The sequence below is a fragment of the Paraburkholderia sp. RL17-381-BIF-C genome, from assembly GCF_046026435.1.
In the GTDB taxonomy this organism is placed as follows: domain Bacteria; phylum Pseudomonadota; class Gammaproteobacteria; order Burkholderiales; family Burkholderiaceae; genus Paraburkholderia.
This window is the reverse complement of record NZ_JARESX010000035.1, coordinates 48,003-74,030: the sequence shown is the minus strand read 5'-3', so window position 1 is coordinate 74,030 and position 26,028 is coordinate 48,003. Positions and strand designations below refer to the sequence as shown.

22 protein-coding genes are annotated in these 26,028 nt (G+C 63.1%); 9 read left to right on the top strand and 13 right to left on the bottom strand.

Annotated elements, in window-relative coordinates:
• The first annotated feature begins 74 nt into the window (after window positions 1-74).
• Complete coding sequence (locus P0D70_RS21695; RefSeq protein ID WP_091796761.1) at window positions 75-917, top strand: EcsC family protein; 843 nt, start codon at window positions 75-77, stop codon at window positions 915-917.
• On the opposite strand, the gene P0D70_RS21690 is transcribed toward P0D70_RS21695, so the two are convergent.
• The 8 genes from P0D70_RS21690 to P0D70_RS21655 form a co-directional block, all read right to left on the bottom strand.
• Window positions 887-1,843 (bottom strand): alpha/beta hydrolase, encoded by a 957-nt coding sequence (locus P0D70_RS21690; protein ID WP_408185991.1) that lies wholly within the window; start codon window positions 1,841-1,843, stop codon window positions 887-889. The two genes, P0D70_RS21695 and P0D70_RS21690, sit on opposite strands and share 31 nt — an antisense overlap.
• Before the next feature lie 116 nt (window positions 1,844-1,959).
• A complete protein-coding gene (locus tag P0D70_RS21685; RefSeq protein ID WP_091796763.1) occupies window positions 1,960-2,394 on the bottom strand; it encodes a CHRD domain-containing protein in 435 nt (144 codons plus the stop codon).
• A gap of 569 nt (window positions 2,395-2,963) precedes the next feature.
• Window positions 2,964-7,406: an ATP-binding protein gene (locus P0D70_RS21680; protein ID WP_408185996.1), complete on the bottom strand. Its 4,443-nt coding sequence runs from the start codon at window positions 7,404-7,406 to the stop codon at window positions 2,964-2,966.
• Between the two features lie 54 nt (window positions 7,407-7,460).
• The gene (aqpZ, locus tag P0D70_RS21675; RefSeq protein WP_408185990.1) at window positions 7,461-8,207 is read right to left on the bottom strand and encodes an aquaporin Z; all 747 of its coding nucleotides are present in this window, start codon (window positions 8,205-8,207) and stop codon (window positions 7,461-7,463) included.
• 251 nt (window positions 8,208-8,458) lie between these two features.
• Window positions 8,459-9,103, bottom strand: a complete 645-nt coding sequence (locus tag P0D70_RS21670) for a response regulator (RefSeq protein ID WP_091796765.1) — start codon at window positions 9,101-9,103, stop codon at window positions 8,459-8,461.
• A gap of 108 nt (window positions 9,104-9,211) precedes the next feature.
• On the bottom strand, window positions 9,212-9,901 hold the full coding sequence (locus tag P0D70_RS21665; RefSeq protein WP_091796766.1) for a response regulator: 690 nt from the start codon (window positions 9,899-9,901) through the stop codon (window positions 9,212-9,214).
• Window positions 9,902-10,041: 140 nt separating this feature from the next.
• Window positions 10,042-10,707 carry a response regulator gene (locus P0D70_RS21660; RefSeq protein WP_408185989.1) on the bottom strand — a complete coding sequence of 222 codons (666 nt, stop codon included), beginning with the start codon at window positions 10,705-10,707 and terminating at the stop codon, window positions 10,042-10,044.
• Between the two features lie 378 nt (window positions 10,708-11,085).
• Window positions 11,086-12,399 (bottom strand): MFS transporter, encoded by a 1,314-nt coding sequence (locus P0D70_RS21655; protein WP_408185988.1) that lies wholly within the window; start codon window positions 12,397-12,399, stop codon window positions 11,086-11,088.
• Between the two features lie 95 nt (window positions 12,400-12,494).
• Between P0D70_RS21655 and P0D70_RS21650 the strand changes: the two genes are divergently transcribed.
• The 7 genes from P0D70_RS21650 to P0D70_RS21620 all read left to right on the top strand — a co-directional run bounded on the left by P0D70_RS21650 (window position 12,495) and on the right by P0D70_RS21620 (window position 19,172).
• Window positions 12,495-13,382, top strand: a complete 888-nt coding sequence (locus P0D70_RS21650) for a LysR family transcriptional regulator (protein ID WP_408185987.1) — start codon at window positions 12,495-12,497, stop codon at window positions 13,380-13,382.
• A gap of 485 nt (window positions 13,383-13,867) precedes the next feature.
• Window positions 13,868-14,584, top strand: a complete 717-nt coding sequence (locus tag P0D70_RS21645; protein WP_408185986.1) for a c-type cytochrome — start codon at window positions 13,868-13,870, stop codon at window positions 14,582-14,584.
• Complete coding sequence (locus P0D70_RS21640; protein ID WP_408185985.1) at window positions 14,581-15,981, top strand: c-type cytochrome; 1,401 nt, start codon at window positions 14,581-14,583, stop codon at window positions 15,979-15,981. Before P0D70_RS21645 ends, P0D70_RS21640 begins: the two co-directional genes overlap by 4 nt.
• A gap of 24 nt (window positions 15,982-16,005) precedes the next feature.
• The gene (locus P0D70_RS21635) at window positions 16,006-16,182 is read left to right on the top strand and encodes a hypothetical protein (RefSeq protein ID WP_408185984.1); all 177 of its coding nucleotides are present in this window, start codon (window positions 16,006-16,008) and stop codon (window positions 16,180-16,182) included.
• A gap of 2 nt (window positions 16,183-16,184) precedes the next feature.
• Complete coding sequence (locus P0D70_RS21630; RefSeq protein WP_408185983.1) at window positions 16,185-16,754, top strand: cupredoxin domain-containing protein; 570 nt, start codon at window positions 16,185-16,187, stop codon at window positions 16,752-16,754.
• Window positions 16,741-18,366, top strand: coding sequence for a b(o/a)3-type cytochrome-c oxidase subunit 1 (locus P0D70_RS21625; protein WP_408185982.1), 1,626 nt, complete (start codon window positions 16,741-16,743; stop codon window positions 18,364-18,366). The genes P0D70_RS21630 and P0D70_RS21625 overlap by 14 nt, the downstream gene beginning before the upstream one ends.
• Entirely contained in the window at window positions 18,363-19,172 is an 810-nt protein-coding gene (locus tag P0D70_RS21620) for a c-type cytochrome (RefSeq protein ID WP_408185981.1), read from the top strand. Before P0D70_RS21625 ends, P0D70_RS21620 begins: the two co-directional genes overlap by 4 nt.
• A gap of 72 nt (window positions 19,173-19,244) precedes the next feature.
• Here P0D70_RS21620 and P0D70_RS21615 read toward each other — a convergent pair whose 3' ends face one another.
• Window positions 19,245-20,894, bottom strand: coding sequence for a methyl-accepting chemotaxis protein (locus P0D70_RS21615; protein ID WP_408185980.1), 1,650 nt, complete (start codon window positions 20,892-20,894; stop codon window positions 19,245-19,247).
• A 298-nt stretch (window positions 20,895-21,192) separates the two neighbouring features.
• On the opposite strand from P0D70_RS21615, the gene P0D70_RS21610 reads away from it, so the two are divergent.
• A complete protein-coding gene (locus P0D70_RS21610) occupies window positions 21,193-21,993 on the top strand; it encodes a bestrophin-like domain (protein ID WP_408185979.1) in 801 nt (266 codons plus the stop codon).
• A gap of 39 nt (window positions 21,994-22,032) precedes the next feature.
• On the opposite strand, the gene P0D70_RS21605 is transcribed toward P0D70_RS21610, so the two are convergent.
• From P0D70_RS21605 to P0D70_RS21590, 4 genes are read right to left on the bottom strand one after another with little or no spacing between them, the layout of a single operon-like run.
• Window positions 22,033-22,845 (bottom strand): HpcH/HpaI aldolase/citrate lyase family protein, encoded by an 813-nt coding sequence (locus P0D70_RS21605; protein WP_408185978.1) that lies wholly within the window; start codon window positions 22,843-22,845, stop codon window positions 22,033-22,035.
• 32 nt (window positions 22,846-22,877) lie between these two features.
• Complete coding sequence (locus P0D70_RS21600) at window positions 22,878-23,630, bottom strand: GntR family transcriptional regulator (RefSeq protein WP_091796778.1); 753 nt, start codon at window positions 23,628-23,630, stop codon at window positions 22,878-22,880.
• Between the two features lie 46 nt (window positions 23,631-23,676).
• Window positions 23,677-24,867 (bottom strand): CaiB/BaiF CoA transferase family protein, encoded by a 1,191-nt coding sequence (locus P0D70_RS21595; RefSeq protein WP_091796779.1) that lies wholly within the window; start codon window positions 24,865-24,867, stop codon window positions 23,677-23,679.
• A complete protein-coding gene (locus tag P0D70_RS21590) occupies window positions 24,864-26,027 on the bottom strand; it encodes an acyl-CoA dehydrogenase family protein (RefSeq protein ID WP_408185977.1) in 1,164 nt (387 codons plus the stop codon). The genes P0D70_RS21595 and P0D70_RS21590 overlap by 4 nt, the downstream gene beginning before the upstream one ends.
• Window position 26,028 lies beyond the last annotated feature (1 nt).

Below are 26,028 nucleotides of genomic sequence, written 5' to 3'. Positions count from 1 at the left end.
CCGGACACGCCGCCGCAGTGCGCCGCAGCGGCAACTGACTGAAAAAAACACATCACATGACGCCAGGGAGGCACATGGAGCCGAGCTCGCTCGCAACACAATCGTTATCGGACGACGACCTGAAGGCGCTGCGGCGCGCGAAACATGAACTTGAAAGCCCCGCTCTGGCGATGAAACTGGCCAGCATCGTCGGCGCGCCGCTGGAGAAGCTGCTCTCGCGCATGCCGGCGTTCGCCAACGAAAAGGTCGCGGACGCGACCGAACTGGCGTTGCGCAAGTGCCTGGCAATCGCGCTGCGCACGCTGGGGCGCAAGGACGCCACGCTTGCGCTGGCGGCGCCCGAGAAGCCGAGCAATCTGCTTCACAAGTTCGCCGTGGCGACCACCGGCGCGGCCGGCGGCGCATTCGGACTGTTTGCGCTGCCCGTCGAACTGCCGGTCACGACCACGCTGATGTTTCGCTCGATCTGCGACATCGCGCGCAGCGAGGGTGAGGATTTGTCGTCGATCGATACGCAACTGCAGTGTCTGACCGTGCTCGGCATGGGCAGCACATCGAGTGCCGACGACGACGCCGACTTCGGCTACTTCATCATGCGCGGCGCGTTGGCGCAGGCGGTGTCGAAAGCGTCGTCCGAGATCGCCACCAAAGGTTTCACCACGCATGGTTCCGCGGCCTTGCTGCGCCTCGTCAACACGATCGCCGCGCGCTTTTCGGTGCAGGTGAGCGAACAGATCGCCGCCAAGTCGATTCCGGCAATCGGCGCGGTGCTCGGCGCGATGGTCAATACGGTTTTCATCGACCACTTCCAGCAGGTCGCGCATGCGCACTTCACCGTGCGGCGGCTGGAACGGCAGTACGGCCAGCAGATAGTCGAAGCCGCCTATCAGACCATCGACATCGCGCTCGACGGCTGAGACGCGCGGCTCGTCACGCGCCGCACGAAGGTGGCGGCGCGCTCGAGCGCGCGATTTCCTTCCGGGATGAACGGCGCAAAAATCGGCCAGACGTGCGGCATCCTGTTCCACACTTCGAGTTCGCAGTCGACGCCTGCCGCGCGCGCGTTGTCCGCTACGCGCTGCGAGTCGTCGAGCAACACCTCGGTGCTGCCCGCCATGATGAAGAGCGGCGGCAAGCCGTTCAGATCGGCATACACGGGAGAGGCATGGGGATGCGTGGCCGGCGTGTCGCCGAGATAAACCTTTCCCGCGAGCGCGATTGCCGGGCCGCTGAACATGGGGTCGAGACCGTCGTTGGTGCGGATGCTGGCGCCCGTCGCGGCCAGATCGGTCCATGGCGAGAACAGCAAGGCACCGGCCGGCATGGGGTCGCCGGCGTCGCGCAGCGCCACCAGGGTAGCGAGCGCGAGGCCGCCGCCCGCCGAATCGCCGGCGATCACAATCGACTCGGGCGCAATGCCATTGCCGATCAACTGACGATAAGCGTCGGTTGCATCGTTCAACGCCGCCGGGAAGCGATGCTCCGGCGCGAGACGATAGTCGAGCGAAAAAACGGCCGCGTCGGCGCGTGTCGCCAGGCCGAACGTGATCGAGCGATGCGTACGCGGTGAACAGAAGTAATAGCCGCCGCCGTGGCAATACAGCACCGTTGTACCGGTCTGCGCGGCTTGCGCCCCGTCGCCGCGCTCGATCCATTCGCCGCGCAAGGGCGCATCGCCCGGGCCGTACAGCTCACGCAGACGCCAGCCGCGAGGCACGCGCGGCGACCAGGCGCGCTTGGCGGTCAACGCGCGCGCCTTCTCGACATTGATACGCGGCTTCAAGGTCTCGGGACGAAACTGCCTACGCAGATACCAGCACGCGAGTGCGCTTTGCCAGCTCATCGGGACACGCTCCTACGATTGTGTCCCGTCATGTTACGTGCGTTCACGGCAGCGCCGGTGGGCGGTGGCTTCTAATCCCAAAAAGGTCCGCGCCGCCCGGTAAGGTTTTCCGCTTTTTAGTTAGCCGGCAAAACCTGCCCGCGAATTTCGCCCATCGGGTTCTGCGCGGTATGAACGTTGAAGTACCACTGCCCCGCCATCAGATCGGTGACCTGCTGCTCGGTGAGCGCCGCCGACCCTTTGATCGGGCTGGCGAGGGCTCCCTTATCGATCGGCACCTGAACCTTGGCGTTCTGGCCCACCGGCGCAGGCCCGTGGAAATGCGCGGCGGTTGCCGGGCCGCTCAAGCCTTCATAAGTGACCGTCCATTGCAGGGATTTGGTCGAGGTGTCGAAGGTGGCGTTCAACATGCCGTGTCCGTGGCTCACACGAGGAGGCACTTCGCTCGACGGCTCGAGATCCGCCTTCAAGGCCACCGTATCGGCGAAGGCGACGCCCGACGCCAACGCCCACAACACCATAGCGAGATTCAGTTTTCGAAGCGCAATCATGGTCTTCTCCGGACTTGATGCACCGCCGCACCGACACTTCGGCCGCGCGGAGCCACCACATACTAGTTCAAAACCGCTGAGCCTGTTTGTGCCTCGGACCGCGCATGGCCGGCGCGGGCGCCACGCGCTGTGCTGCCAGAAGCCGCTCGCGAGGCGCTGCTTTTACCTATTGAAACGCGGCGACTTCATAGTTGTCCGTAGTGATCCTGAGTCTTGCCGACGAGTTGAACCTTGGCGATATCGCGCGAGAAGTTGCGCTGTGCGCACACGCCGCCGCCGGCACCCCGCCAAGACGGGGTGATGAGACGACGCCCTGGAAGCGTTTTAAGCGAATTTCTCAAACAGTTAATTGTCGATTTTGTAGTGAATCAACCGCGTTATCCCGGTTATGCTTCCGGCTGCGAGAAGTGACTCCTTCATCGAGGGATGTCTCCAAATCTTTAACGCGGCTTCGGCCGCGTTTTTTTTCGTTCTATCGTCTCGCCTCTCGTCCGTGTGGGTGCGCTCAGCTACGAAGCGATCGCACCTATTTCGCATAATCCCCTCCGGCTTTTTCAACCGGCAGCCCGCTATACGAGCAATGCGGCTTGCTGTTCGATGCCGTCCAGCATGGCGTTGCACTTGTTGATTAGAACCATTCCGTCATTGCGCACAAGTTCAGGCGGTTTCACATTGATTTCGCGGCGGTAATCTTCGAGCGCCATGAGTAGCGGCGGATATTGCAGGACGCTCGCCGCCCCTTCCACGCGATGAAGCCATTCGCGCACACGCTCCAGTTCAGTGCGCTCGGAGCCGACGCGCTCGAGCAATGGCGAGAGCGACTGCACGTCTTCCCGAACGGACGATACGAACGAGTCGAGCAGCGCCTTGACGGTCGATTCGCTCCCCCATAGTTGTGTCATGTGCCCCAGGTCGACCGGGACGAAGGGATCAGCGCCGCCGTGGACCTCCGGTGCAGCGACAGCCGGCGCTCTCGCGGCCTCCAAAGGCGCGGCGTGCCCCGCGCTGTCGGATCCAAACCAGCGGCTCAGATAGTCGCGCAGCGTGGCCAGCCGCGTCGGCTTCACCAGGCTGTCGTCCATGCCAGCGTCGCGACACAGATTCAGGTCTTCGGGCGCGGTGTTCGCCGTGATACCCAGAATGGGCAGCCGATGCATGCCACCCTGCTCACGTTCACGAATGCGCCGAGTGAGTTCGTAGCCCGACACGTTCGGCATGTGGCAATCCGTGATCAGACAGCCGTAGTTCGTGCGCTCCAGCGCTGCCAGCGCTTCCGCGCCGTCGTTCGTCACGTCGCAGGCGAAACCTAGCAACGCGAGTTGGTGGCGAATCAACTCCTGGTTGACCGGATGATCTTCCGCGACGAGGATCAGCCGGCCACTGGCGATTGCCCGCTCCCGGTCCGGAGGCGAAGCGCCGCCCTCCGGCGCGCGTGGCATGGCAGCCAGGCGCGGCGCCACCGAAGGCAGCCCGGTCATCGCGGCGGCGCACGCGGCGCCGAGGCCACGCCATGAAATGGGATTGATGCTGACGCGCACGGTGTCGTCGAGAATGCGGTAACCCGTCGGCTTCGGCTTCTCAGTCAGACAGACGACACGCGTGCGCGCGCGAACGTCCGCGGGTAAAGTCACATCCTCGTTCACGAACAGCAAATCCAGATCTTCCAGTGCGACGCGATCGCGCAGTTCCGGCGCATCGGGCGACACGCGACGCAACGCAAGTCCGAGTGCCTCGCCGAAGTGCATCAGGGCTTGAGCAACACGAGCGTCGCCAGTTGCCACGAGCCCGCGCTTGCCGCGCAAGCCGTTGACCGAATAGCGCTGAGTCTCGACAGCCATGGTGAGCCGCACGGTGATGCGTGTGCCGCTGCCCGGCTCGCTGTGCAATGCAAGCGAGCCGCCCATGAGGTCGATCAGCTTGCGGCAGATCGTCAAACCGAGGCCTGTGCCGCCAAAACGGCGCGTGGTGGAAGACTCGGCCTGCACGAACGGCTCGAACAGCTTGTCCTGCACCTCCGGCGCGATGCCGATCCCGGTGTCCTCGACAGTCATGGCGAGCGTTTGAATGTCGCCGGCCTGAGCAACGACCGACACGCACACGTCGACCTCGCCTTGCGGCGTAAACTTGATGGCATTGCCAAGCAGATTGAACAGAATCTGGCGCAACCGTACGCTGTCGCCCCGCAGCGTGGCTGCGACGTCCGGCGCAATGTCCACGCGCACTTTCAGGCCCTTTTCGTGCGCCCGCCCGGCCAACAGACCGACAGCGTTGTCCACCAGTTCACGTATGTCGATAGATTCGGCCTCGATCGTCAGCCGTCCGGCTTCGATTTTCGAGAAGTCGAGCAAGTCGTCGAGGATCTGCAGCAGTGCGCCCGCCGACTCGTGGATCATGCCCAGCATTTCGCCCTGGTCCGCATTGAGCGGCGTACGCTCCAGCACTTCGACGAGTCCGAGCACACCATTCATCGGCGTGCGGATTTCATGGCTCATCATCGCGAAGAAGTCGTCTTTGGCGCGCGAAGCCGCTTCGGCCAGGTCGCGCGCTCGCGCCAGTTCGTCGGAGCGAGCGTGCTCGACGCTGGCGTCCACCCAGTAACCGCTCCACACGACACTACCGTCCGTTTCGCGACGCGGCACCAACTCGGCACGTGCCCACTTGATCTCCTGGTCGCCTTCGAAACGGAACTCCATGTTCACCGGCGTTTCGCTGCGAGCCGAGCGCTCCAGTTCCGCCAGCACGAACGCCCTGTCCTCCTCACACACGCGCTGGAAATCGACGTGATCGCTGCTGCTCACCGCACTGTCTTTTGCACCCAGCAGATGCCGCGTGTCGCCGCCGATATACGGAAACGAGTACGCGCCATCCGAAGTGCGGCGCAGTTGAAACACCACCGCCGGCAGGGAGCGCGTCACGTCGAAGAGGCGCCGTTCGGTTTCGCGCGCGCGCATCTCAGCGCGCCGAATGTCCGTGATATCGACCACCGTCCCCAGCACGCAAACCGGCTCACCGTCGCTGCCACGGCAGACGCTGGCCCAGAAAAGGCCATGCCGCACATTGCCCGCGCCGCGCTCGAACTGCAACTCCAACTGCACAGTCTCGCGCCCGCTTAGCATCTCGCGAGTCATGTCGCCGAGAATCCGGCTGTTGGCCTCACCCCATGTTTGCACGTCCATGGTGTTTCGTCCGATGACCGCTTCGCGGCTCAATCCGCAGGCTTGCTCATAAGCCTCGTTGACTGCGATATAACGGCCGTCGAGGTCCATGGCGACAAGCGGATACGGCACCATCTTCATCATCGTTTCCTGGAAATTCAGTTGCAGCTCGAGCTTGAGCTCGGTTTTCTTGCGCAGCCTGACTTCCCGTTGCAGCAACAGATAGGCACGCAGGGTGATCAGCAGCGCGACGCCGATGCCGATCAGCAACGGCAGCAGGCGCACCGCGGTCACGTTCCATATGCCCGACTCCGGCGCACTGCCGGTGACCCATTTCTGCCGGATGCGCTGCTTTTCCGCAGCCGGCATGGCCAGCAATGCACGATCGATCAGTTCGGCAAGCGGACTCAGGTCCGGGCGCACAGCGAAGTCGAGCGCGTCGGTTTCGCCTACCGTGCCGAGGATCTTCAGGACACCGTCGTAACGCTGCTTGAGCAGGATGTCGATAGCGGCCACATTGCCGACCAGCACGTCCGCCTCGCCGGCCTCGACCATCCTGAGCGCGTCGTCGAGACTGGGCGCGATTGCAACGTGGTCCGCCGGAATGCGCTCGAATGCAAGCGGAATTGAACCGGCAACGTGCGACGAAACGACAATGCGCCGTGACGCGAAATCATTCAGGGATCTGGCCGCCGGCTCGTTCTCACGCCCGACGATCACCAGTGGATAGCTTTCGTATGCAAGGGTATGGCGCGCCCGCTTGAGTCGCGGATCGTGAATCGAGGCCGTGGCGAGCATCGCCAGTTCGCCGTGCTGAAAGGCTTCGATAGCGGCGGGCCAGTCGGCCGTGCGGGCGCGGTTGATCACGACGCCGAGCGTGCGGCTCAGATACGCCAGATAGTCGGCGGCAATACCGGCCGGTTGACCGGAACTGTCGACATAACTGAACGGGGACCAGCCGTTATCAAAGCCAATCTGCAACGGCGGCAACGAACGAAGCCAGGCCTGCTCCTGCGGCGTCAGCACGAGACGCGGCGCAACGGGCACGGGCTTCGCGTCGAAGTTGCCGGATAGCCAGCGCACGCGAATCGCCGCGTCGTCGGCCGGGTTCAGCGAGGCGAGCGCCTCGTCGAGCTGGTCGCGCAGCGTGGCGCGGCTCCGTGGCACCGCGAAGCGCAGATTGGCTGTCCGGCTGCTTTCCTCGAAGGCCACGTGCAAACCACGGAACTCCTCCGTAGCCAACGCATATTGCACAGCCGGCGTGAAGCCGAGATAAACGTCGGCGTCGCCCCGGACCACCGCCGAGAGTGCGGCATGCGTCGTGGCGAACACGCTGATCTGCGCATGAGGAAAGCGCTCGCGTGCCACCCGCTCGAGCGCAAAACCCTTTTCTATCGCGATACGTGCTCCGGCAATCTGAGCGGGACTCGCGTAGCTGTCACCGTCACGGCGAACCACTGCCGACGACGAAGAACGGAAATACGGTGCGGTAAAACTCAGGCACCGCTCGCGTTCCGGCGTGCGGGCAACGCTCGTCAACAGGTCGACCTCACCGGCGCAGGCCGCGGCAAGCAATTGCGGCACATCCGGAAACGCCTTGGCTTCGATAACGACATTCGGCCCGACGAGCGCGCGCAGATAGTCGACGCTCATGCCGGTGAGGCGTCCGCCTTGCAACGCGTCGAGCGGCAGCCAGCCGCCCGCGAGAACCCCGATGGTCAGTTTCGCGGGAAAAGCGGCAACGCTCTGGCTGTTCGAACGGTTGTCGAACAGTTGGGCGGCGGCTGCCGTTTGGGTGGCGACAAACAACGCCCATACGAGCAGACCAAGCCACACGCGTTCGAGCGTGCGCCTCATTGCAACGTTTGGCGGGAAATTGACGGCAGACACGATGATGGCGCCCGGCAACACTCAGACGACTTCGCCTTGCCCATCGGCAAGCCCGGCGCTACCGTGCTCGGGCTTGCCGTGCAGATACGAGAACAACGCGCCGGCAGTGATGCCCCCCGACAGCGGCGCAGCCCAGAACAGCCAGAGTTGATCCAGCGCCCAGTCTCCGACGAACAAGGCTTGCGCCGTGGAACGGGCGGGATTGACGGAACCGTTGGTGACCGGGATCGACACCAGGTAGACGAGCGCCAGACAGGCGCCGAGCACCAGCGGCGCGAGCGGCTGCACGTCGTGCCGGCGGGCGATCATGAGGTTGGCCATGACAAAGCAGAAGGACAGCACGAACTCGATGGCCAGCGCCGAATGCAATTGATAGTCAGCGGGAGAATGGTCGCCGAAGCCATTTGCCGCGAACTCGCTTGCGCGCAGATCGAAACCGGGACGGCCGCCCGCCACGTAAAGGAGGAATGCTGCGGCAACGATCGCGCCGAGAATCTGCGAGGCAATGTAGGGAAGCAAATCCCTGACCGGGAAACGCTGTGCGACGGTAAAGCCTACGGTGACAGCGGGATTGAAATGACCGCCGGACAGGCTGCCCATGCAGTAGCTGGCCGTGGCGAGTGCGAGGCCGAATGCCAACGCCGCTTCCAGCACGCCGCCCGCCTGCTGGATCGCGCCGACGTTCAGCACAATGCTGCCGCAGCCGACGAACACGAGCCATGCCGTTCCCGCACTCTCCACCAACAACCGCTTACCTAATGCAACCATGCCGCCTCCTGTTTCTGTCCATGAGGCAGACGGCCCTGCGCGATTGCCATAAGACATCTGCCTGAATTCGCTCGGCTCGGGCATTGCTCAGCTTAACGAAATGACTGCTTTCGTCACGGGAGCATCGAATAAAGCCGCAGTGAACTCAGAACTATGAGGCGGCAATGTCTCGCAACCAATCGGAACACTCCTAAATTCGGTGTTCTCTAAAAACAGCTGCCAACGACGCGATGCAATACGCCGCCCGCGTTTCAGGTCAATCCGATTTGGCGCGCGTAGTCGATCAGGTCGGCTTCCGTTTCCAGCCCAAGCTTGCGCATAGCAGTACGTTTCTGTGTACTGATCGTTTTGCCGCTGCGCTGCAAACGCACTGCGATCTCGTGGACAGCGAGACCTTGCACATAGAGCTGGAAGATTTCCCACTCGCGCGCGCTCAGCACACCGGCGCGAAGCTGCGGCGGCGCATCCGCCGTTTCGATTGCGGCGCGCGCATGCTCCGACAGATAGACGCGGCCGGCAATCGCCGCCTCGATTGCGTCGAGCAAGGCGGTGACGGTTTCACGTTTATCGACGATACCGCCCACGCCGATGTGCAAAAGGCCGGTAAGCATGTGCGCATGGCAGATCATGGTCAGCACGACGACGCACGGACGCGGCCGGCCCCGCAACAGGCGGCGCAGAAAAGACACCGCGTTGCTGCCGCCGTGAATGCCCGGCATGTTGATATCCGAAACGACCACGTCGCATGCATAAGCGTCGAGTAATTCAGCGAGGCCATGCGTGTCGGCCGCTTCGCCGACAAACTCGATGTGCGGGACGGTTTGCAACATTTGCTTGACGCCGACACGAACGCAGTCGTGATCGTCCGCGACGATGACGCGAATCTTTTGTCTCATCTTCTTGTTGTCTTATCGACTGGCATGCCCCGCACGCGTTGTGCTTCCCCGGGCGATGCCAATGCATCTTGTTTTCGTCACGCCAAGGCGCGACACGCGGCCGGCTCGTCACCGGTTCTGCACGCGCTCCTCGGGAATCACCCCGTACTCGACGGCGAAGCGGAACAGTTCCGCGTCGCTGTGCAGCGCGAGCTTGCGCATGGCGGTGCACTTCTGCGCGCTGATCGTTTTGACACTGCGCCCCAAACGGGCGGCGATCTCGGTCACGCCAAATCCTGACGCGTATTGGGTGAACACTTCGAGTTCGCGGCGCGACAGCATTTGCCGGACAAAGTCGAGCCGCTGGGTCACCGTTGCGTCGGCGATCAGCGCGCGCACCGCCGGCCCGACGTAACACTCGCGCGCCAACGCCGTAACGACGGCCACGTGAATCAGATCGATCCGGTCGCGCTTGCTCACCAATGCGTCGGCGCCGAGCGAAATCACCTTTTGCAGTTCGGCTGCCTCGGTTTCCATGGTGAGCACGACGAGCGCGATGTCGGGGTAGCGCATCTTGAACTGCCTGACGACTTCCAGTCCGCTGCCATCCGAACCGCCCGGCATGTAGAGGTCCATGAGCACCAGATCGCATGAACCACGGTCGACTTCCGTGAAGAGTTCGGTCGCATCGGCCGCGCGACCGACAATCTCCATATTCGGATAACCGCCCATCAGATTCTCGATCGCCAGCAGCACCAGTGGATGATCGTCCGCAATGATGGCTCGAATGGGCGTGCTTACCTCAGCGGTGTCGCGCATCTTCTATTTTTCCTCCGTACCTTGATTGACTGCCGCCCTTTTCAGTAAAACCAGCTCTCGTGCCGATCATTAAACATTTTTCAGAAAATAAACATAAGATCGCTCCGAAACCACCGCATTCGATTTAAAAAGTAAATTGCTTAGATATACGATTCAAAACCAGGAATTCCATATGCGCGCACGTGAGAAAAAAGACCTGGATCGTTGGCAACTCCGAGCTTGGTCATTGCCTCGCGTTTCTGTCTGCTGACCGTGCGACGATGACAGCCGAGCGCCGCTGCAATTTCAGCGATCGACTGGCCGTCCACCAGCAGCCTGACGACTTTGGCCTGAACGCCTGATAGACGCGGCGGCGCCGGGCGTTCACACGCAAACTCCTGCGGGCGCGCGAGCGCTTCGACGATGGAACGCCCGAGGTAGGCCTCACCGTGCCGAGTCGTGGCAATCGCCTGCCAAAGCTCGTGCATCGACTCCGCCTTGCCGAGCATGCTCACGGCGCCGTCCGACACAATGGCGCGAAGGATCGCGGCATTCGTCAGCGTTGTCATCACCACGATGCGCAGCTGCGGCCAGTCGCAACGGATTCGCCGGACGAGATCGAGGCCGTCGTCGACGGCGCCCGAGCGCTCCGGCATGGCGAGATCGGTGACGAGCACATCGCAGGGTGTGTTCCGCAAGCGTTCGAGCAGCGAAACGGCATTCGTCGCTTCGTCGACGATGGTGACACCGGCATGCATTTTTAAAGTCGCACGGATGCCAAGCAGAACGAAGGGATGATCGTCCGCCAGGATAATTCGAAGGTTCACCAGGATTTTCTCTCGTTTGTTGTAGGATTATTTTCAAATGCGCAGAAAAAATCTGACACACTTTACCTATTCTTTGACGGCCCCTTGACGACGCTTCGCGTGTCAAGGCGGCCATAAAATCACCACTACAACTCCACGAAAATCGGAGCGCTCCGAATCCTGTAGAAAAACCAATTACCAATGCGGATTTATCAAAGAAGAAAAGAATAACTACGCAAAATGAATATTTTTTACTTTCACAACGGAACCCATTCCGGCCGGAATTCGACGGTGCAACCACTCATCGCAGGCGTGTCCACACGCCGCCCAACGGCATGACAAAAAGCGCGGCAGCCGCCCCGCGGCAACCGCCTTATTACCGAGCGGCGCCGCGCCTCGTCAGATTGCGTCGCAGGCGCGCGGTGCCCTCGCCTTGCTTTCACGCGCCGCGCGCGGAAATACCGGGAACGCGATCAATGCGCACACGCTGGCTACTGCCCACACTATCGGCCACGAACCTATCGTCAACAGCAGCGGTATTACCAGCGGCGTCACGAACAGCGTGAGAAAGACACACGTGTTGCCGATCGCCAGCGCCGTGCCGGCGCGGTTCGTCCCTGCCAGCGTGGCGAGTTCCGTAAAGGCCACGCCGTGCCATGCCGACGCGCTCACACCGCCCAGCACGACCATCAGCGCGAATACCGCTGTCAGCGTCGCGTGATGCATGCCGGCGAGGCCGGTCAGTAACGCGAGCGAGGCGAACAACACCGCCGTCAGCAAACTGCAGGCGCGCATGTAGTTCCGCCGATTGCCGCGCCGGTCGGTCCACGCGCCACTCCAGACCCGCGCGATCGCGGCGCCCGTTTGCACCGCAGCCATCGTCACGCTGATCGCCATGACGCCGGCGCGGCTGAAATCGTGAAGAAACACCGTCCCGAACGTGACGACGGCGAGTTGCGGCACGCACAGCGCTCCAGCGCCGAGCGCCACGCGCCAGATGCCGATGTCGCGCAACGGCGAGACGCTGTTGCGCATGCCATTCGCCGCCGTGTCATCGACTTCGCGTGCGCCTTCCGAATCGGTATGAGCAGGTTCATGCAGCCAGCGCCATGCGAACCCCGCCGTGATCGCACAGGCGAGCGCCAGGACGGTATATGCGCTCGCAAAGCCATAACGCGACGCGAGCACTGGCAGCAGCAGTGCGCCGAGGCCGCCGCCCGCAGGCACCGCGGTCTGGCGAATACTCATGGCGAGGCCGCGCTCACCTTCGCGAAACCAGGCCATCACTGCGCGGCCGCTCGAACCGTTCACGCTGCCGCCGAACAGTCCAACCAGCAACAGGCCAAGCGCGAGCGTGCTCACGCCCGGTATGTGCGTACCGGACGGCACGACGAACAACGCGAGGCCGGCGAGCGCGGCAGCGGTCGAAAGCAGTCCGAGCAACAGGACACGCCGGTCGCCCCAGCGATCGGTCAGCAGTCCCCATGGCAACTCGCTGACCGCGATGCCGAGGCCCAACATGCCGAGCACGAGACCCAGACCGTCGTTGCCCAGGTGATAGCCCGAGCGCAAGAAAACCGCCGTCGTCGGAATTCCCGAAAATGCCGCGGAAAAGCTCGCGTTCGCAGCGAAACCGACCCCGAGCACCTTCCACCTGTGGCTTGCCGAACGCCTGCCGGATAGCCCTACGGCTGCCATTGATTCGTTTCCCATTCCACCCTCCGCAAAGAATCTGGAGGTATGCTACGGCTGGGCTTTCTATCGGAAAAGCCGGAATTTTAGATGACTTCCATCGGATATACCGAATCATGAGCCAGCGTGGATTCGACCTGACCCAGTTGCGAACCTTCGTCGCCGTCGCCGAATCGGGCAGTGTCTCGGCGGGCGCGGAGCGCGTATTCCTGTCGCAGTCTTCCGTCAGCGAGCAGTTGAAGAAACTGGAGGAACGCGCCGGCCAGCCGCTCTTCATACGCAGCAAGCAAGGCGTCAGCGCCACGCCGGCCGGCAGCCGCCTGCTCGACCACGCGCGGCGCATCATCGCCATGAGCGAAGCCGCGTTCGACGATCTCCAAGGCCGCTCGCTGGACGGCGAGTTGCGCATCGCCATCACGGACTACTACCGTCCGCACGACATCGCGCGCATTCTCAAAACGTTTTCGGAACAGCATCCGCGCCTGAAGCTGCACGTCACCGTGTTGCCGAGTGCGGTGATCGACAGCTATGCAGGCGACGATGCGTCGTTCGACATTGGTCTCTCGCTGCGGCTCGTCACGGATAACTCGCGCGCCACCGGCCGGCGCAACGCTGCGCCGAGCACGGTTGTGCGGCGCGAAAAACTGCTCTGGGTGAGCGCGGCGGATTCAGGTCCGCGGCCGGCCACGCCTTATTCGCTCGTGTTGCTGCCGTCGAGTTGCCAGTTGCAGCGTTTCGTCGTGAAGTTGCTCGACGAACACAAAGTGCCCTACGTGGTGTCGCACTCCGCCTCCGGCGTGGCAGGCTTGCAACTCGCACTGAAGGCGGGGCTCGGCATTTCCTGCCTGAACGAATCATCGGTCGGCGGCGGCGTCGTGGCCTGCCCGGCGAGCGTCGGCTTGCCCGCGCTGCCTGCCGTGGAGTTTCATCTGTTGCCCGGACGAATCGGCGAAAGCGAACGCGTGAGCAATGCGCGCACGGCCTTGCTGCGGCTCTTCAGTTGACCACGCTTGCAGGAGGTCCAAGGCGTGTCGCTCAAGCACGTGTTCCATCATCAAACAATCACATTCGCGCGATAACGTCGAAGCACGCGGCGATTTGCAATGAAACGTTGAAAGCCCCCTGGTCGACGCCTATCATGAACAGGTGTTTGGTCAAATTAGCTTTTGTTTGCTATTGACGCGCCGAATGAATTCCTGCAACCTCGTACACGCTGCTGAACGTTTCAAGCGTTAATTCCCGCAGCCCGAAAGCCGCCACCCACTGGCGCATTCAGGCAGATCGTTGTTTTAAAAAGCAATCGCATCGCCGTAGCAAATCAACACTCGCCATTCAGAATAAGTCCGTTTTCGATTTGCTGTTTTCGCACTCGTTATACAAAAACAACTGACGGAGTTGCCACACACCGTCCGTGGATTCAGGAGCCAATCCGCGAGCGAATGCGCGAGAAATAATCGAGAAGAAAGAACGTTCCCAATAGAGGCCTGGCGTGCATCATAGAACTATCGGATCGTCTGTTCTGTTAGTGCTTTACGTTATGTGGAGAGGCGTGGCGCTCGCCGCCACCGACGCGTCCAGCGCCATGCCCTCGGCCATGGACGAACGCGTGCGCGCCTGCACCTCCTGTCACGGCGTGCAGGGCCAGGGCCTGAACAACGATTACTTTCCGCGCATTGCCGGCAAGCCGGCCGAATATCTGTTCAATCAGTTGACCGCGTTTCGCGACGGCGGCCGCACATATCCCCCAATGGGCTATCTGCTCGCCTTCCTGCCCGACGACTACCTGCGCAAGATCAGCCAGTATTTCGCCGATCTGCAACCGCCGTACCCCAACGCCGATCAAAGCGCCGTCGCGCCGGCAGTGCTCGCCGCCGGACAGCGCCTCGTCACGCAGGGCGACCCCGCCCGCAAGATACCGGCGTGCATTGCGTGCCACGGTGCGCGCATGACCGGGACGCAGCCGGGCATTCCTGGTCTGCTCGGTTTGCACGCGAGTTATATCGCCGGACAGATGGGTACCTGGCGCTCGGGCACGCGGCACGCGCTCGCGCCGGACTGCATGCATTCGATCGCGGTCAAGCTCAACGACAAGGACATTACCGCGGTATCGAGCTGGCTCGCGCGCCAGCCGCGTCCGGCCGATCCGCGGCCCGCACCGGCGTCCGGCGAGCGGCTGCCTCTCGCATGCGGGAGCCAACCGCAATGAAGCCGACACTTCGCTCTCCGGGCTCGTTCCGCGCGCTGCGCACCGCGCTGTTCACCACTGTGCTCGCCATGACGAAGGGCCGAGGCGCGCATGCGCCGTTCGCGTCAGGTCTCTTGGCCGCCGGCCTGATCCTCACGGGCAGCGCCGCGCTTCTGCACGTATCGCATACGCCCCTCATCGCCGAAGCACGCGCCGCCGACACCGCGACAACGTCCGCGCCGGGCGGTGCCGCCGACACGCGCCCCGACATCGTCAAACGCGGCGAGTATCTGGCGCGCGCGGGCGACTGCGTGGCCTGCCACACCGCGCCGCGCGGCAAACTGTTCGCGGGCGGCCTTGCCATGGAAACGCCGTTCGGCACGCTGTATTCGCCGAACATCACGCCGGACGCGCAATACGGCATCGGCACCTGGAGCCAGGACGCGTTCTTCAAGATGATGCGCACCGGCCGCACGCCGGACGGCACGCTGATTTATCCGGCAATGCCGATCGCTCAATACACCAAGGTCACGCGCGAGGACTCGGACGCGATCTTCGCCTATCTGCGGACCGTCACGCCGGTGCGTGAGCCGAATCACAAACACACGCTGCGCTTCCCGTTCAATCAGCGCAACCTGCTGTACGGCTGGCGCACGCTGTATTTCCGCGAAGGCGAATTCCAGCCCGATCCGACCAAATCGGTCGAATGGAACCGCGGCGCGTATCTGGTCGAAGGGCTCGGGCACTGCACGATGTGCCACACCAAGATCAACATGCTCGGCGGCTCGTCGCAGAGCGAACAGTTCGCGGGCGGCCTGATTCCCGTACAGAACTGGTACGCGCCTTCGCTGACCTCGGACAAGGACGGCGGCCTCGGCGACTGGAGCACCAAAGACATCGTCGATCTGCTACAAGCGGGCATTTCCGATCGCGGCGCGGTGTACGGCCCAATGGCCGAAGTCACGTACCACAGCCTCCAGTACATGACGGAAGACGATATCAAGGCGATGGCGGTTTATCTGAAATCCTTGCCCGACAAGAGCGGCCGCAAGACCGGTCCGTCGGCGCCGACCAACACCAACGTGTTCGCGCTCGGCGAAAAAATCTACGCCGACAAATGCGCGATCTGCCACGGCGAAAAGGGCGAAGGCAAGCTGCAACACTATCCGCCGCTCGCCGGCAACCAGTCGATCGAAATGGACTCTTCGGTCAATCCGATTCGCATCGTGCTCAATGGCGGTTTCCCGCCGGGCACGATGCGCAATCCTGAACCGTACGGCATGCCGCCTTTCGGTCAGGAACTGAACGACACCGACGCCGCCGCCGTGGTCACCTATATCCGCACGGCGTGGGGCAATCACGGTCAGCCCGTGACGTCCCGCGACGTCAACGCGTTGCGCAACGCGCCGTTGCACTGAACCGCCGCACTGGAGAGCCTTCAGATGGAAGCAAACGATACCGGTAGCGCGGCCCCGCCGACGGACAAAGAAGTGGAACGCGTCGTCGCGGCCGGCCCGCATGGCGCGATCGCTCTCGCCGGCGTCGCCACGCTGATCGTCATGGCGATCTGGTTCGGCTTCTACTTTCTCGTGTTTCTGCCGCGCGGCGTGGTTCACTGATCATGTCGACCGATTCCAACCACCAATCGGGCGGCCACGCGGTCGCCTTGCGCGCCGAGCGCCGCTGGGCCATTTTCGCCGTCGCGCTGATCGTTCTGATGCTGGTCGTGATCGTGTATTCGGGACTGCATTGGGCGATGATGCCGCCCTCGCGCGTCGAAACGATCGATCCATCACGCCTGCAACTGTCCGGCGAATTCGTCGAAGACAATCTGGGCAGTGCGGTCGAGCCGGACGGCTCGGTGGTCGTGCGCTTCATCGCGCAGCAATACTCGTTCACGCCGCAATGCCTGCTGGTGCCAGCCGACACGCCGATCACGATCCGCACCACCAGCGCCGATGTCGTACACGGCCTGCTCGTCACCGACACCAACATCAACACGATGGTCGTGCCCGGCTATGTCGCCACACTGAACACGCGCTTCGACACGCCTGCCGATCACACCATGCCGTGCCACGAGTTCTGCGGCTTTGGGCATCAGACCATGTGGGCGCACGTGAAAGTCATCGACAAAGCCATCTTCTTCGAGCAGGCCCGACAATCACGGAGGCTGAGCTGTGTTTCACGCTAAGCGACTCGTTCTCGCGCATTTCTGGCTCGCCTTCATTGCGTTTCTGATCGCGCTGCTGCTCGGCGCCTGGCAGATGCTGGTGCGCAGCCCGCTGGTGCCGTGGGTCGGCGACCCCGAGCTTTACTATCGTTCGGTAACCGCGCACGGCTCCGTGATGGCTTATGTGCTGCCCACGCTGGTGTCGATGGGTTTCGGCTACGCGATCGTCGAACTCGCGCTCGCGCAGCGCCTCGTCGGTCTCAAATGGGCGTGGGCCGCCTTCATCATGCTGGCAATCGGCGCGGTGATGGCAATGGTGCCCGTGGCGCTCGGCCAGGCCTCGGTGCTCTACACCTTCTATCCACCGATGATCGGCAGTCCCTTCTATTACCTCGGCGTGGTGCTGGTGGTGGTCGGCTCGTGGATCTGGGTCGCGCTGATGCATGTGAACCTGCGCATCTGGAAGCGCGCCAATCCGGGCAAGCCGGTGCCGCTCGCCATGTTCGCCAACGTGGCGGGCGCGTATCTGTGGGCCTGGACCGCTGTCGGCGCGGCGCTGGAAATCCTGTTCCAGATCCTGCCGGTCGCATTCGGCCTCACCAACACGATCGACGCCGGCCTCTCGCGCATCCTGTTCTCGTGGACGCTGCACGCGATCGTCTACTTCTGGCTGATCCCCGCTTATATCGCCTACTACACGCTGGTGCCGCGCGCGATCGGCGGACGGCTCTATAGCGATTCGATGGCGCGCGTGTCGTTCATCCTGTTCCTCGTCTTCGCGATGCCGATCGGCATTCACCACCTGTTCGCCGATCCTCAGGTCGGCTCCGGCTTCAAGTTCCTGCATGCGGTCTTCACCGGCATGGTGTCGGTGCCGACGCTGCTGACGGTGTTCACGATCTGCGCGTCCGTCGAAATCGCCGGCCGACTGCGCGGCGGCAAGGGCGCCTTCGGCTGGATAGGCGCACTGCCCTGGCAAAATCCGATGATGCTCGTGATCGCGTTCTCGTTCGTGATGCTCGGACTCGGCGGCGCGGGCGGGCTGATCAACATGAGCTACCAGCTGAACTCGACCGTGCACAACACGCAGTGGGTGACCGGCCACTTCCATCTGATCTTCGGCGGCGCGATCGTCATCATGTACTTCGCGATCGCCTATGAACTGTGGCCGCAACTGACCGGCCGGGCCCTCGCGTCGGTCAAGCTGGTGCGTACGCAACTGTGGCTGTGGTTCATCGGCATGATGGTCGTGACGCTGCCGTGGCATTACGTCGGCCTGCTCGGTGCGCCGCGCCGCATGGCCTACTACGACTACAACACGCCGGGCATGCAGTCGCAAGCGTTCTGGGTCGGCATGTCGGCGGTGGGCGGATTGATCCTCGTGGTATCCGGCGTGCTGTTCATCTACATCCTTGCCAAGTCGCAATTCGGCCCGGTGGTGCAGCAGCAGAGCTTCCGCTTCGCGAGCGCGGCACAGCCGGTGGAGCGCGTGCCGGCCGCGCTCAACAGCTTCGGTTTGTGGGTGGCGTTGATGATCGGCCTCACGGTCGTCAACTACAGTGTGCCGATCGTGCAGTTGCTCAGATTGCCGCAGACGTCCGTGCCGGCAGTCGTCGTCGGAGCGCAGCGATGAACCAGGAACGCGTCTTCAGCTTGCGCAACCCGTGGTTCACGGTGAGCGTGGGCGGCACGCTTGCGATTGCCGTCGTGTCGATACTGATCGGCTTTATCTGGCTGCCTTCGGCGAGCAACGCCTTCGGCGACCGCGGCTTATGGGCGACGATCTGCAGCGCCGCGGGCGCGCCGTCGAGCTGGTACGGCGGCGCCAATCTCACCGGCCCGGCACCGAGCGAAGTGGTGGTTTTGCCGCCTTTGCGGCGCGCGCGAGCCGACGCGAATTCGATCGGCCGCGGCGCGACGATCGCGACGCAAAATTGCTCGATGTGTCACGGCGTGCTGGGCACGGTGCAGGTGACGGCGCCCGCGCTGGCCGGGCAATATGCCGACGTGATCTATAAAGAATTGCGCGACTACCAGAACGGCGTGCGCCAGAACGCGATCATGCAACCGATCATCGCAGCGCGCAGCGACCAGGATCTGCACGATCTGGCGGCTTATTACGCATCGCTGCCACGAGCGCCGGGAGCGCAGACACTGCCCACCGGTGTGGAACCGGACGCGAATGCCGTGAAGCTGGCCATGCAGGGCGATCCGCAGCGCAATATCGCGCCTTGCGCGGCATGCCACGGGCAGCTCGATCGCAAGGGCGCGGCGCCGTGGCTGGGCGGACAGTCGTCGATCTATCTGGCGGCGCAGTTACGCGCCTTTGCTTCCGGCGCAAGACACAACGACATCAACGAACAGATGCGCAACGTCGCACGGCAGATGACGCCCGCCGAGATCGACAGTGTGGCGAAATACTATGCGGCCATGCAGTAGCGGACGCTTTGCGCGTGCCGCGCGACTCGTCCCAACGACTCGACACGCCGTCTCGCAACACAACCGCCGATCTCAAGCCGTTGCGAACTCGCCTGCATGCGTGGTTCCCGGCGCGGCGACTGAACCGCCGCGCCGTCCGCCATGCGCGGACGACGAACCTGCGCCGCTGCCGGTCTGGAACACCGACACGGCGGAAGTCAGTCGCCGCGCCTGCTCTTCCAGCGAACTCGCCGCCGCCGCGGCCTCTTCGACCAGCGCCGCATTTTGCTGAGTCACCTCGTCCATCTGCGCAACCGCGAGATTGACCTGATCGATGCCGGTGCTCTGCTCGGTCGCGGCCGCCGCGATTTCACCCATGATCGAACTCACGCGCGCGATCGCGTCGACGATCTCGGTCATCGTCGAGCCAGAGCGTTGTACCAGTTGCGAACCGGCCTGCACACGCGCCGTCGATTCGTCGATCAAACCCTTGATCTCCTTCGCCGCTGCCGCGCTGCGCTGCGCGAGCGAGCGCACTTCGCTCGCCACCACCGCGAAGCCGCGTCCCTGCTCACCGGCGCGCGCGGCTTCGACTGCCGCATTCAGCGCGAGAATATTGGTCTGAAACGCGATCCCTTCGATCACGCCGACAATGTCGGCAATGCGCCGCGAATCGTCGACGATGCCATGCATCGTGCCCACCACCTGCTCCGTCAGATCGCCGCCTTGCGCGGCCAGACTGGATGCGCCCTGCGCGAGCGAGCTGGCCTGCTTCGCGTTGTCGGCAGTCTGCTTGACCGTCGAGGTGAGCTGTTCGATGCTCGCCGCCGTTTCTTCGAGCGAGGCGGCCTGCTCTTCGGTACGTTGCGACAGATCGGTGTTGCCCGCGGCAATCTCGCTCACGCCGGTGTCGATGGATTCCGTGCCTTGCCGCACCGAATTCACTGTCGCGATCAGCGATTCCTGCATCTTGCGCAACGCGGCCGCGAGACGGCCCATTTCGTTATTGCTGGCCACGACGATCTGACCAGTGAGGTCGCCATTGGCAATGCGCTGAAACTGCGCAATGGTGGCGTCGACCGGACTGACAATCGCGCGCACCAGCACCGCGCGGCCGATCAACGAACCGAGCAGCGACACGACCATGCCGATCGCCACCGCAATACAGATCGCGTAGAACAGATCCTGCGCATCCTGATAGCGTTGCGCGCCGTGATCGATCTGCAACTGTTCGAGCGTGAGCATCGCCTTTTCATAGGCGCTGTAGAGCGACGGCAGCTTGTGCGCCTGCAATTGCTGGAAGGTGGTCTTGTCGCCGGACTTGAGCGCGGCGAGCGCCGGATCGACGCCTTCGTGCAGGAAGGTATCGCGCTTGTCCTGCATGTCCTTGATGAGGCGCTGTTCGTCGGCGTCCGTGCTCGCGCGGCTCACATAGTGGGCAAGACGGTCGTTCGATCCTTTCTGGTACTGATCGAAACGCTTGAGCACGGCGTTCGCGCCATCCTGATCGTTGAGATCGACGAGCGAGGCATACGTCGCCAGCGCGAGACGCAGGCGCAATAGCTGTCCGGCGCTGCCTTCGAGGTCGGCGACTGCCGGCGTGTCCACGGTGTACATCTGCTGCAGCGAGGCGTTGCTCGAGCGCAGCGACAGCAGGCCGGCGGCGGCGCCGACCAGCAACACGATGCCGAAAAATCCGATCATCATGGTCAGACAGGTGCGAATCGACAGATTTTTCAACATTGGGCGTGTCTCCGTTGGGCTGCCTGACCGGATGTTCATCAAAAATCTCGGCCACGCGCGCTGCGCCCAAGCTCACTCGGCCAGGTCCGCAACTATTGTCTTGATTTAAGCGAATGCCACATGTAAGGACTACGGCGCGATCAGCAAAAACTTGATAGTCGATGCCCACGCCGTTGTGTTACATCAAAATTCAAGCGGATGAGGCCGGTGATACGCGCCGATCGTTGCGGGACTACCCGGGTTTTCGGCGGGCGGCGGTTGATGGAAAGTGGCAAGGGTGCGTCTACGGAGCATGCGTATGTCCGAAGTCGGTTCGACCGTGGTGATTTTCGCTCTCTTGCTGATCGCGACCGGCGTGGGCGTGTGGGTGCGGCCGCTGTTGCCTGAAGAGCACAAGGCGCATGAAACCGTGCAGTTGATCCAGCTGGTGATCGGCATGCTGGTGACGTTCGCCGCGCTGGTACTCGGCTTGATGACGGCATCCGCGAAGTCCAGCTTCGACACGGCTTCCAATGATTTGCGCGCCTACGCGGCCGATCTGATCGAGTTCGACACGACCTTGCGCCAATACGGCGCGGATACCGATCCGGCCCGGCACCTGTTGCGCCAGTACACGGCGGCGGCGATTGCCTCGACGTGGCCCGGCGAAACCCCGCCCACCGGCGAATATCCCAAAGACATCGGATCGCAGGACAACTCGCAGAAACTGGAGAACGTGCGGCTCGGCGATATGCTGACCGCCGTGGGCAGGGAGTTACGGCAACTGCGGACCCACGATCCATTACAGCAACGCGCGCTCGACGACGGATTGGTGCAATACCGGCGCGTGGTGGACGCGCGGTGGAAGATCATCGAGGAAGCGCACAGCTCGATTTCCCAGCCGTTCCTCAAGACACTGACCTTCTGGCTGGCCGTGATCTTTCTGAGTTTCGGCCTGATCGCGCCGCGCAACGCGCTGGCGCTGGTCACGATTTTGCTCGGCGCGGTGTCGATTGCTTCCGCGATCTATGTGATCGTCGACCTGGATACGCCGTTTACGGGGCCGATTGTCATCTCCAGTGTGCCCATGAGGGACGCGTTGGACCATTTGCGCCGGTAAGCATGGCTTGCCTTGCCGCCGGGCCGAACCGGCGCACCATCACCGCGTGAGCGTGTCGAATTCAGCAATCCTCTTCGCCCGCTCGATGACCGGCCGGTCGACCAGTTTGCCGTCCACCGCGAACGCGCCTTCCGGATGCTCGCGACACGCCGCGAGAACACGCGCCGCCCAACGCCGCTCGTCCTCGCTGGGCGCGAAACCGCTGTTGACCGGATCCACCTGCCGCGGGTGTATGCACAGCTTGCCGCCGAAGCCGAAGCGCCGCGCGGCGGCCACGTGCTCCGTCAGGCGGGCGAGATCGTCCAGCTCCAGCGTCACGCCATCGACCGGCGCGGCGAGGCCCGCATAGCGCGATTCGATCACCATCTGCGAGCGTACGTAATTCAGTTCGACGCCGAGTCCTTCAATGCCGGCATCGCCGCAAAAATCGACGGTGCCGAACGCAAGCCGCGTGACCGACGGCACGGCGGCGATTTCCCGCATCGCCACCACACCCGCGACCGTTTCGATGAGCGCCACGATGCGCATCGCCGCTGGCAGCCGCCCGGCGACGTCGGCGAGTTGCTGCGCGCTGTCCGACTTAGGCAGCATCAACGTGGCAATGCCCGAGGCCCGCACCATCTCCACATCGGCGACATGCCACGGTGTGCCCACCGCGTTGACGCGGACGATGAGCCGCGCGGGATCCGCAGTCGACAGCCAGCGTTGCAGGCCATCGCGCGCGGCGAGCTTCGCCGCCGGCGCAACCGCGTCTTCGAGATCGATCACCACCGCGTCGGCGCCCGTGTCGAGCGCCTTGCTGAAGCGCTCGGGCCGGTCGCCCGGTACGAACAGATAGCTGCGTGCGTCCATCCTGCTCTCCTGAACCACACGCCGCGATGCTGCTAGTTGGCGTGCCAGTCGCGTTGAAATGTTTCGGAATAACTGTAGCGGTCCGCCGGATGCACGCTGATGGTCAGCTCGACCACCTGCGCACGCCGGTTCAGATAACGGCGGCACAACCACAGCGCGGGCGAACGCGGCTTCGCGTTCAAACGTTGCGCCAACGCCGCCGGCAGCGCGACCGCGCGGATTTCCTGCTGCACTTCGGCGATCTGCTCGCCGAACTGCTTTTCGATCAGCGTGTAGATCGGCACATGCGTGCGGCCGCTCAGGCCTGTCAACGAGCGGAACGCCGGATGGATATACACCTGCGTGTGACAGATCGGCTCGACACTGTCCGGTGAACGGCGAATGCCCTCGGCCAGCAACCAGGTCTCACCTGGCTTCGCGCTGAGCCGCTCGAGCAGTTCGGCGTCGTCGATCTCGACGGTTTGCGTCGACTCGATCTCCAGCTCCGTGTCCGACGTGTAGCGGTGCAGGTCGCTCAGGCGCTCCATCACCTGCCGGTACGCGGTCTCGCTTTGTATGGCTTTCACGCGGGTGCCGATGCCGGGCCGCCGGTCCACCAGACCGCGCTGCTCCAGTTGCTTGATCGCCTGGCGCACCGTGAAGCGGCTCGCGCCGAACTGCTCGCAGAGCTCGAACTCGGTCGGCAGCAACGTGCCGATGGGAAACTGTCCGCCCTGAATCTCGTTCAGGAGCGTCTGTGCCAGTTGCATGTAGCGCGGCTGTTGCCCGAGGACTGTCGTGGCCATCTCGATGTGCAAAAAAGTGGAAGAGCGGACGGTTGCCCGCCCGGCCTTATTGCACCACACCCGCCTCTCTCAGCAAAGCTATCCTTTCCGGACCATAGCCGAGCTCGTCGAGCAACCGTTGGGTGTCCTGCCCGAGGTCAGGCGCCGCGCGCGTCGGCAGCGGCTCGTCGATCCGCACGGGCGCGGCCACACCGCGTACCGTGCCGAAGCGCGGGTGCTCGGCGTTCACCACGCATTCGCGCTCGGCAACGAAGGGATTCTCCAACGCCTCCTTGACGTCGAACACCGGCGCCGCCGGCACACGGCCGCCGAAGCGTTCAAGCCATGTTGCCGTGGTCGCGCCCGATAACACCGTGTCGAGTTCGGTCTGCACCAGCTCGCGATTCGCGAGGCGTGCCTGAAAGTTGCAAAAGCGCGGATCGGTCACCCACGACGGTTTGTCGAGCACTTCGGCGAGCACGCCCCAGAACTTTTCCTTGTTGCACATCAGGAAAATCCAGCCGTCCTGGGTCTTGTACAACTGGCTCGGCGTGAGCGACGGATGCGACGAGCGGTTCTCGCGCCCTGTCACCACGCCGCCGTTCAGATACCACGTCGCGACATACGCGAGGTTGTGCAGCGCGACGTCGAAGAGACTCACGTCGATGTCGCGGCCCTTGCCCGATGTCTTCGCATCGACCAGACCGGCGAGCAGCGCCATCGCCGCGGTCGTGCCCGTCATCAGATCGATGATCGACAAGCCGAAGCGCGCCGGCGGACTATCGGGCTCGCCCGTAACCGACAGATAGCCGGCCTCGGCCTGCATCAGATAGTCGTAGCCCGGCCATGCCGCGCGGCTGCCGGTGCGACCGTACGCGGACAGATGCCCGCACACGATCTTCGGATTCGCCTCGCGAAGTTGCTCATAGGTGAGCCCGAGCTTCGCCGGCAGATCGCCGCGCAGATTATTGAACACCGCGTCGCTCTTCGCGACGAGGTCCAGCAGCACCGCGCGCGCTTCGGGCTTTTTCAGGTCGAGCGTCAGGCTGCATTTGTTGCGATTGAACGCTTCGAAAAAGTGACTATCGCCGTCGCCGAAAAAATACGGGCCCACCGCGCGGCCGACATCGCCGCCATTGGTCGGATGCTCGATCTTGATGATCTCCGCGCCGAGGTCCGCGAGATGCTGCGTCGCGAACGGCCCAGCGCCGTATTGTTCAATGGCGAGCACGCGCACGCCTGAAAGAGGCAAACTCATACCGGACTCCTTTCGATCAGCTGCTTGGCGATGATGATGCGTTGCATCTCGTTGGTGCCTTCGCCGATGGTGAGGAGCGGCGCATCGCGGTACAGTCGCTCGACGTTGTACTCCTTCGAATAGCCGTACGCGCCGTGAATGCGCATGGCCTCGATGCTGTTTTCCAGCGCGGCCTCAGTGGCGAAGTATTTCGCCATGCCCGCTTCCATATCGCAGCGCTCGCCGCGGTCGTACTTCTGCGCGGCGGCATCGACCAGCAAACGCCCCGCTTCGACGCGCGTCGCCATCTCGCCGAGTTTCAACTGGATCGCCTGGTGCTCGCAGATCGGCTTGCCGAAGGTCTTGCGCTGCTGCGAGTAGCTGACGGATTCATCGAGCGCGGCTTGCGCGACACCGACGCCGCGCGCCGCGACATTGATCCGGCCGAGTTCCAGGCCGCCGAGTATCTGCTGCAAGCCCTTGCCTTCCACGCCGCCGATCAACGCATCCACGGAAACGTGATAGTCGTTGAACGACAGCTCGCAGGTATCGATACCTTTGTAGCCGAGCTTTTCGAGTTGGCGGCTGACTTCGAATCCTGGACCTTTCTGCACCAGCAACAAACTCATCCCACGATGCCGCGGCTCTGCCGTCGTATCCGTCTTTACCAGCAGCGCCAGCGTATTGCCGTGCTTGCTGTTGGTGATCCACGTCTTGTTGCCGTTCACGATGTATTCGTCGCCGACGCGTTTGGCGGTCGTGCGTATCGCCTGCAGATCCGTGCCGCAATCGGGCTCGGTCAGGCCGATGCCGCCGCGCCACTCGCCGGTGGCGAACTTCGGCAGATACTTGCTCTTCTGCTCGGGCGTGCCGTTGCGTTGCACCAGCATCGCGAGAATCAGATGCGAATTGATGATGCCGCTCACCGACATCCAGACCCGCGAGATGCGCGCGATGATCTGCGCGTAGGTCCGCGTCGACAGGCCCAGCCCGCCATACTCAGGATCGATGATGCAGCCGAACAGGCCCATCTCTTTCATCTTCTCGACGATCTCCGCCGGATAGATATCGTCGTGATCGAACTTGTGAACGTAGGGCCGCACCTCGGTGTCGAGAAAGCGGTCCAGCATGTCGAGAATCAGTTGATCGTTTTCCATCGTGTCGAGTTCAGTTGCGGTCATG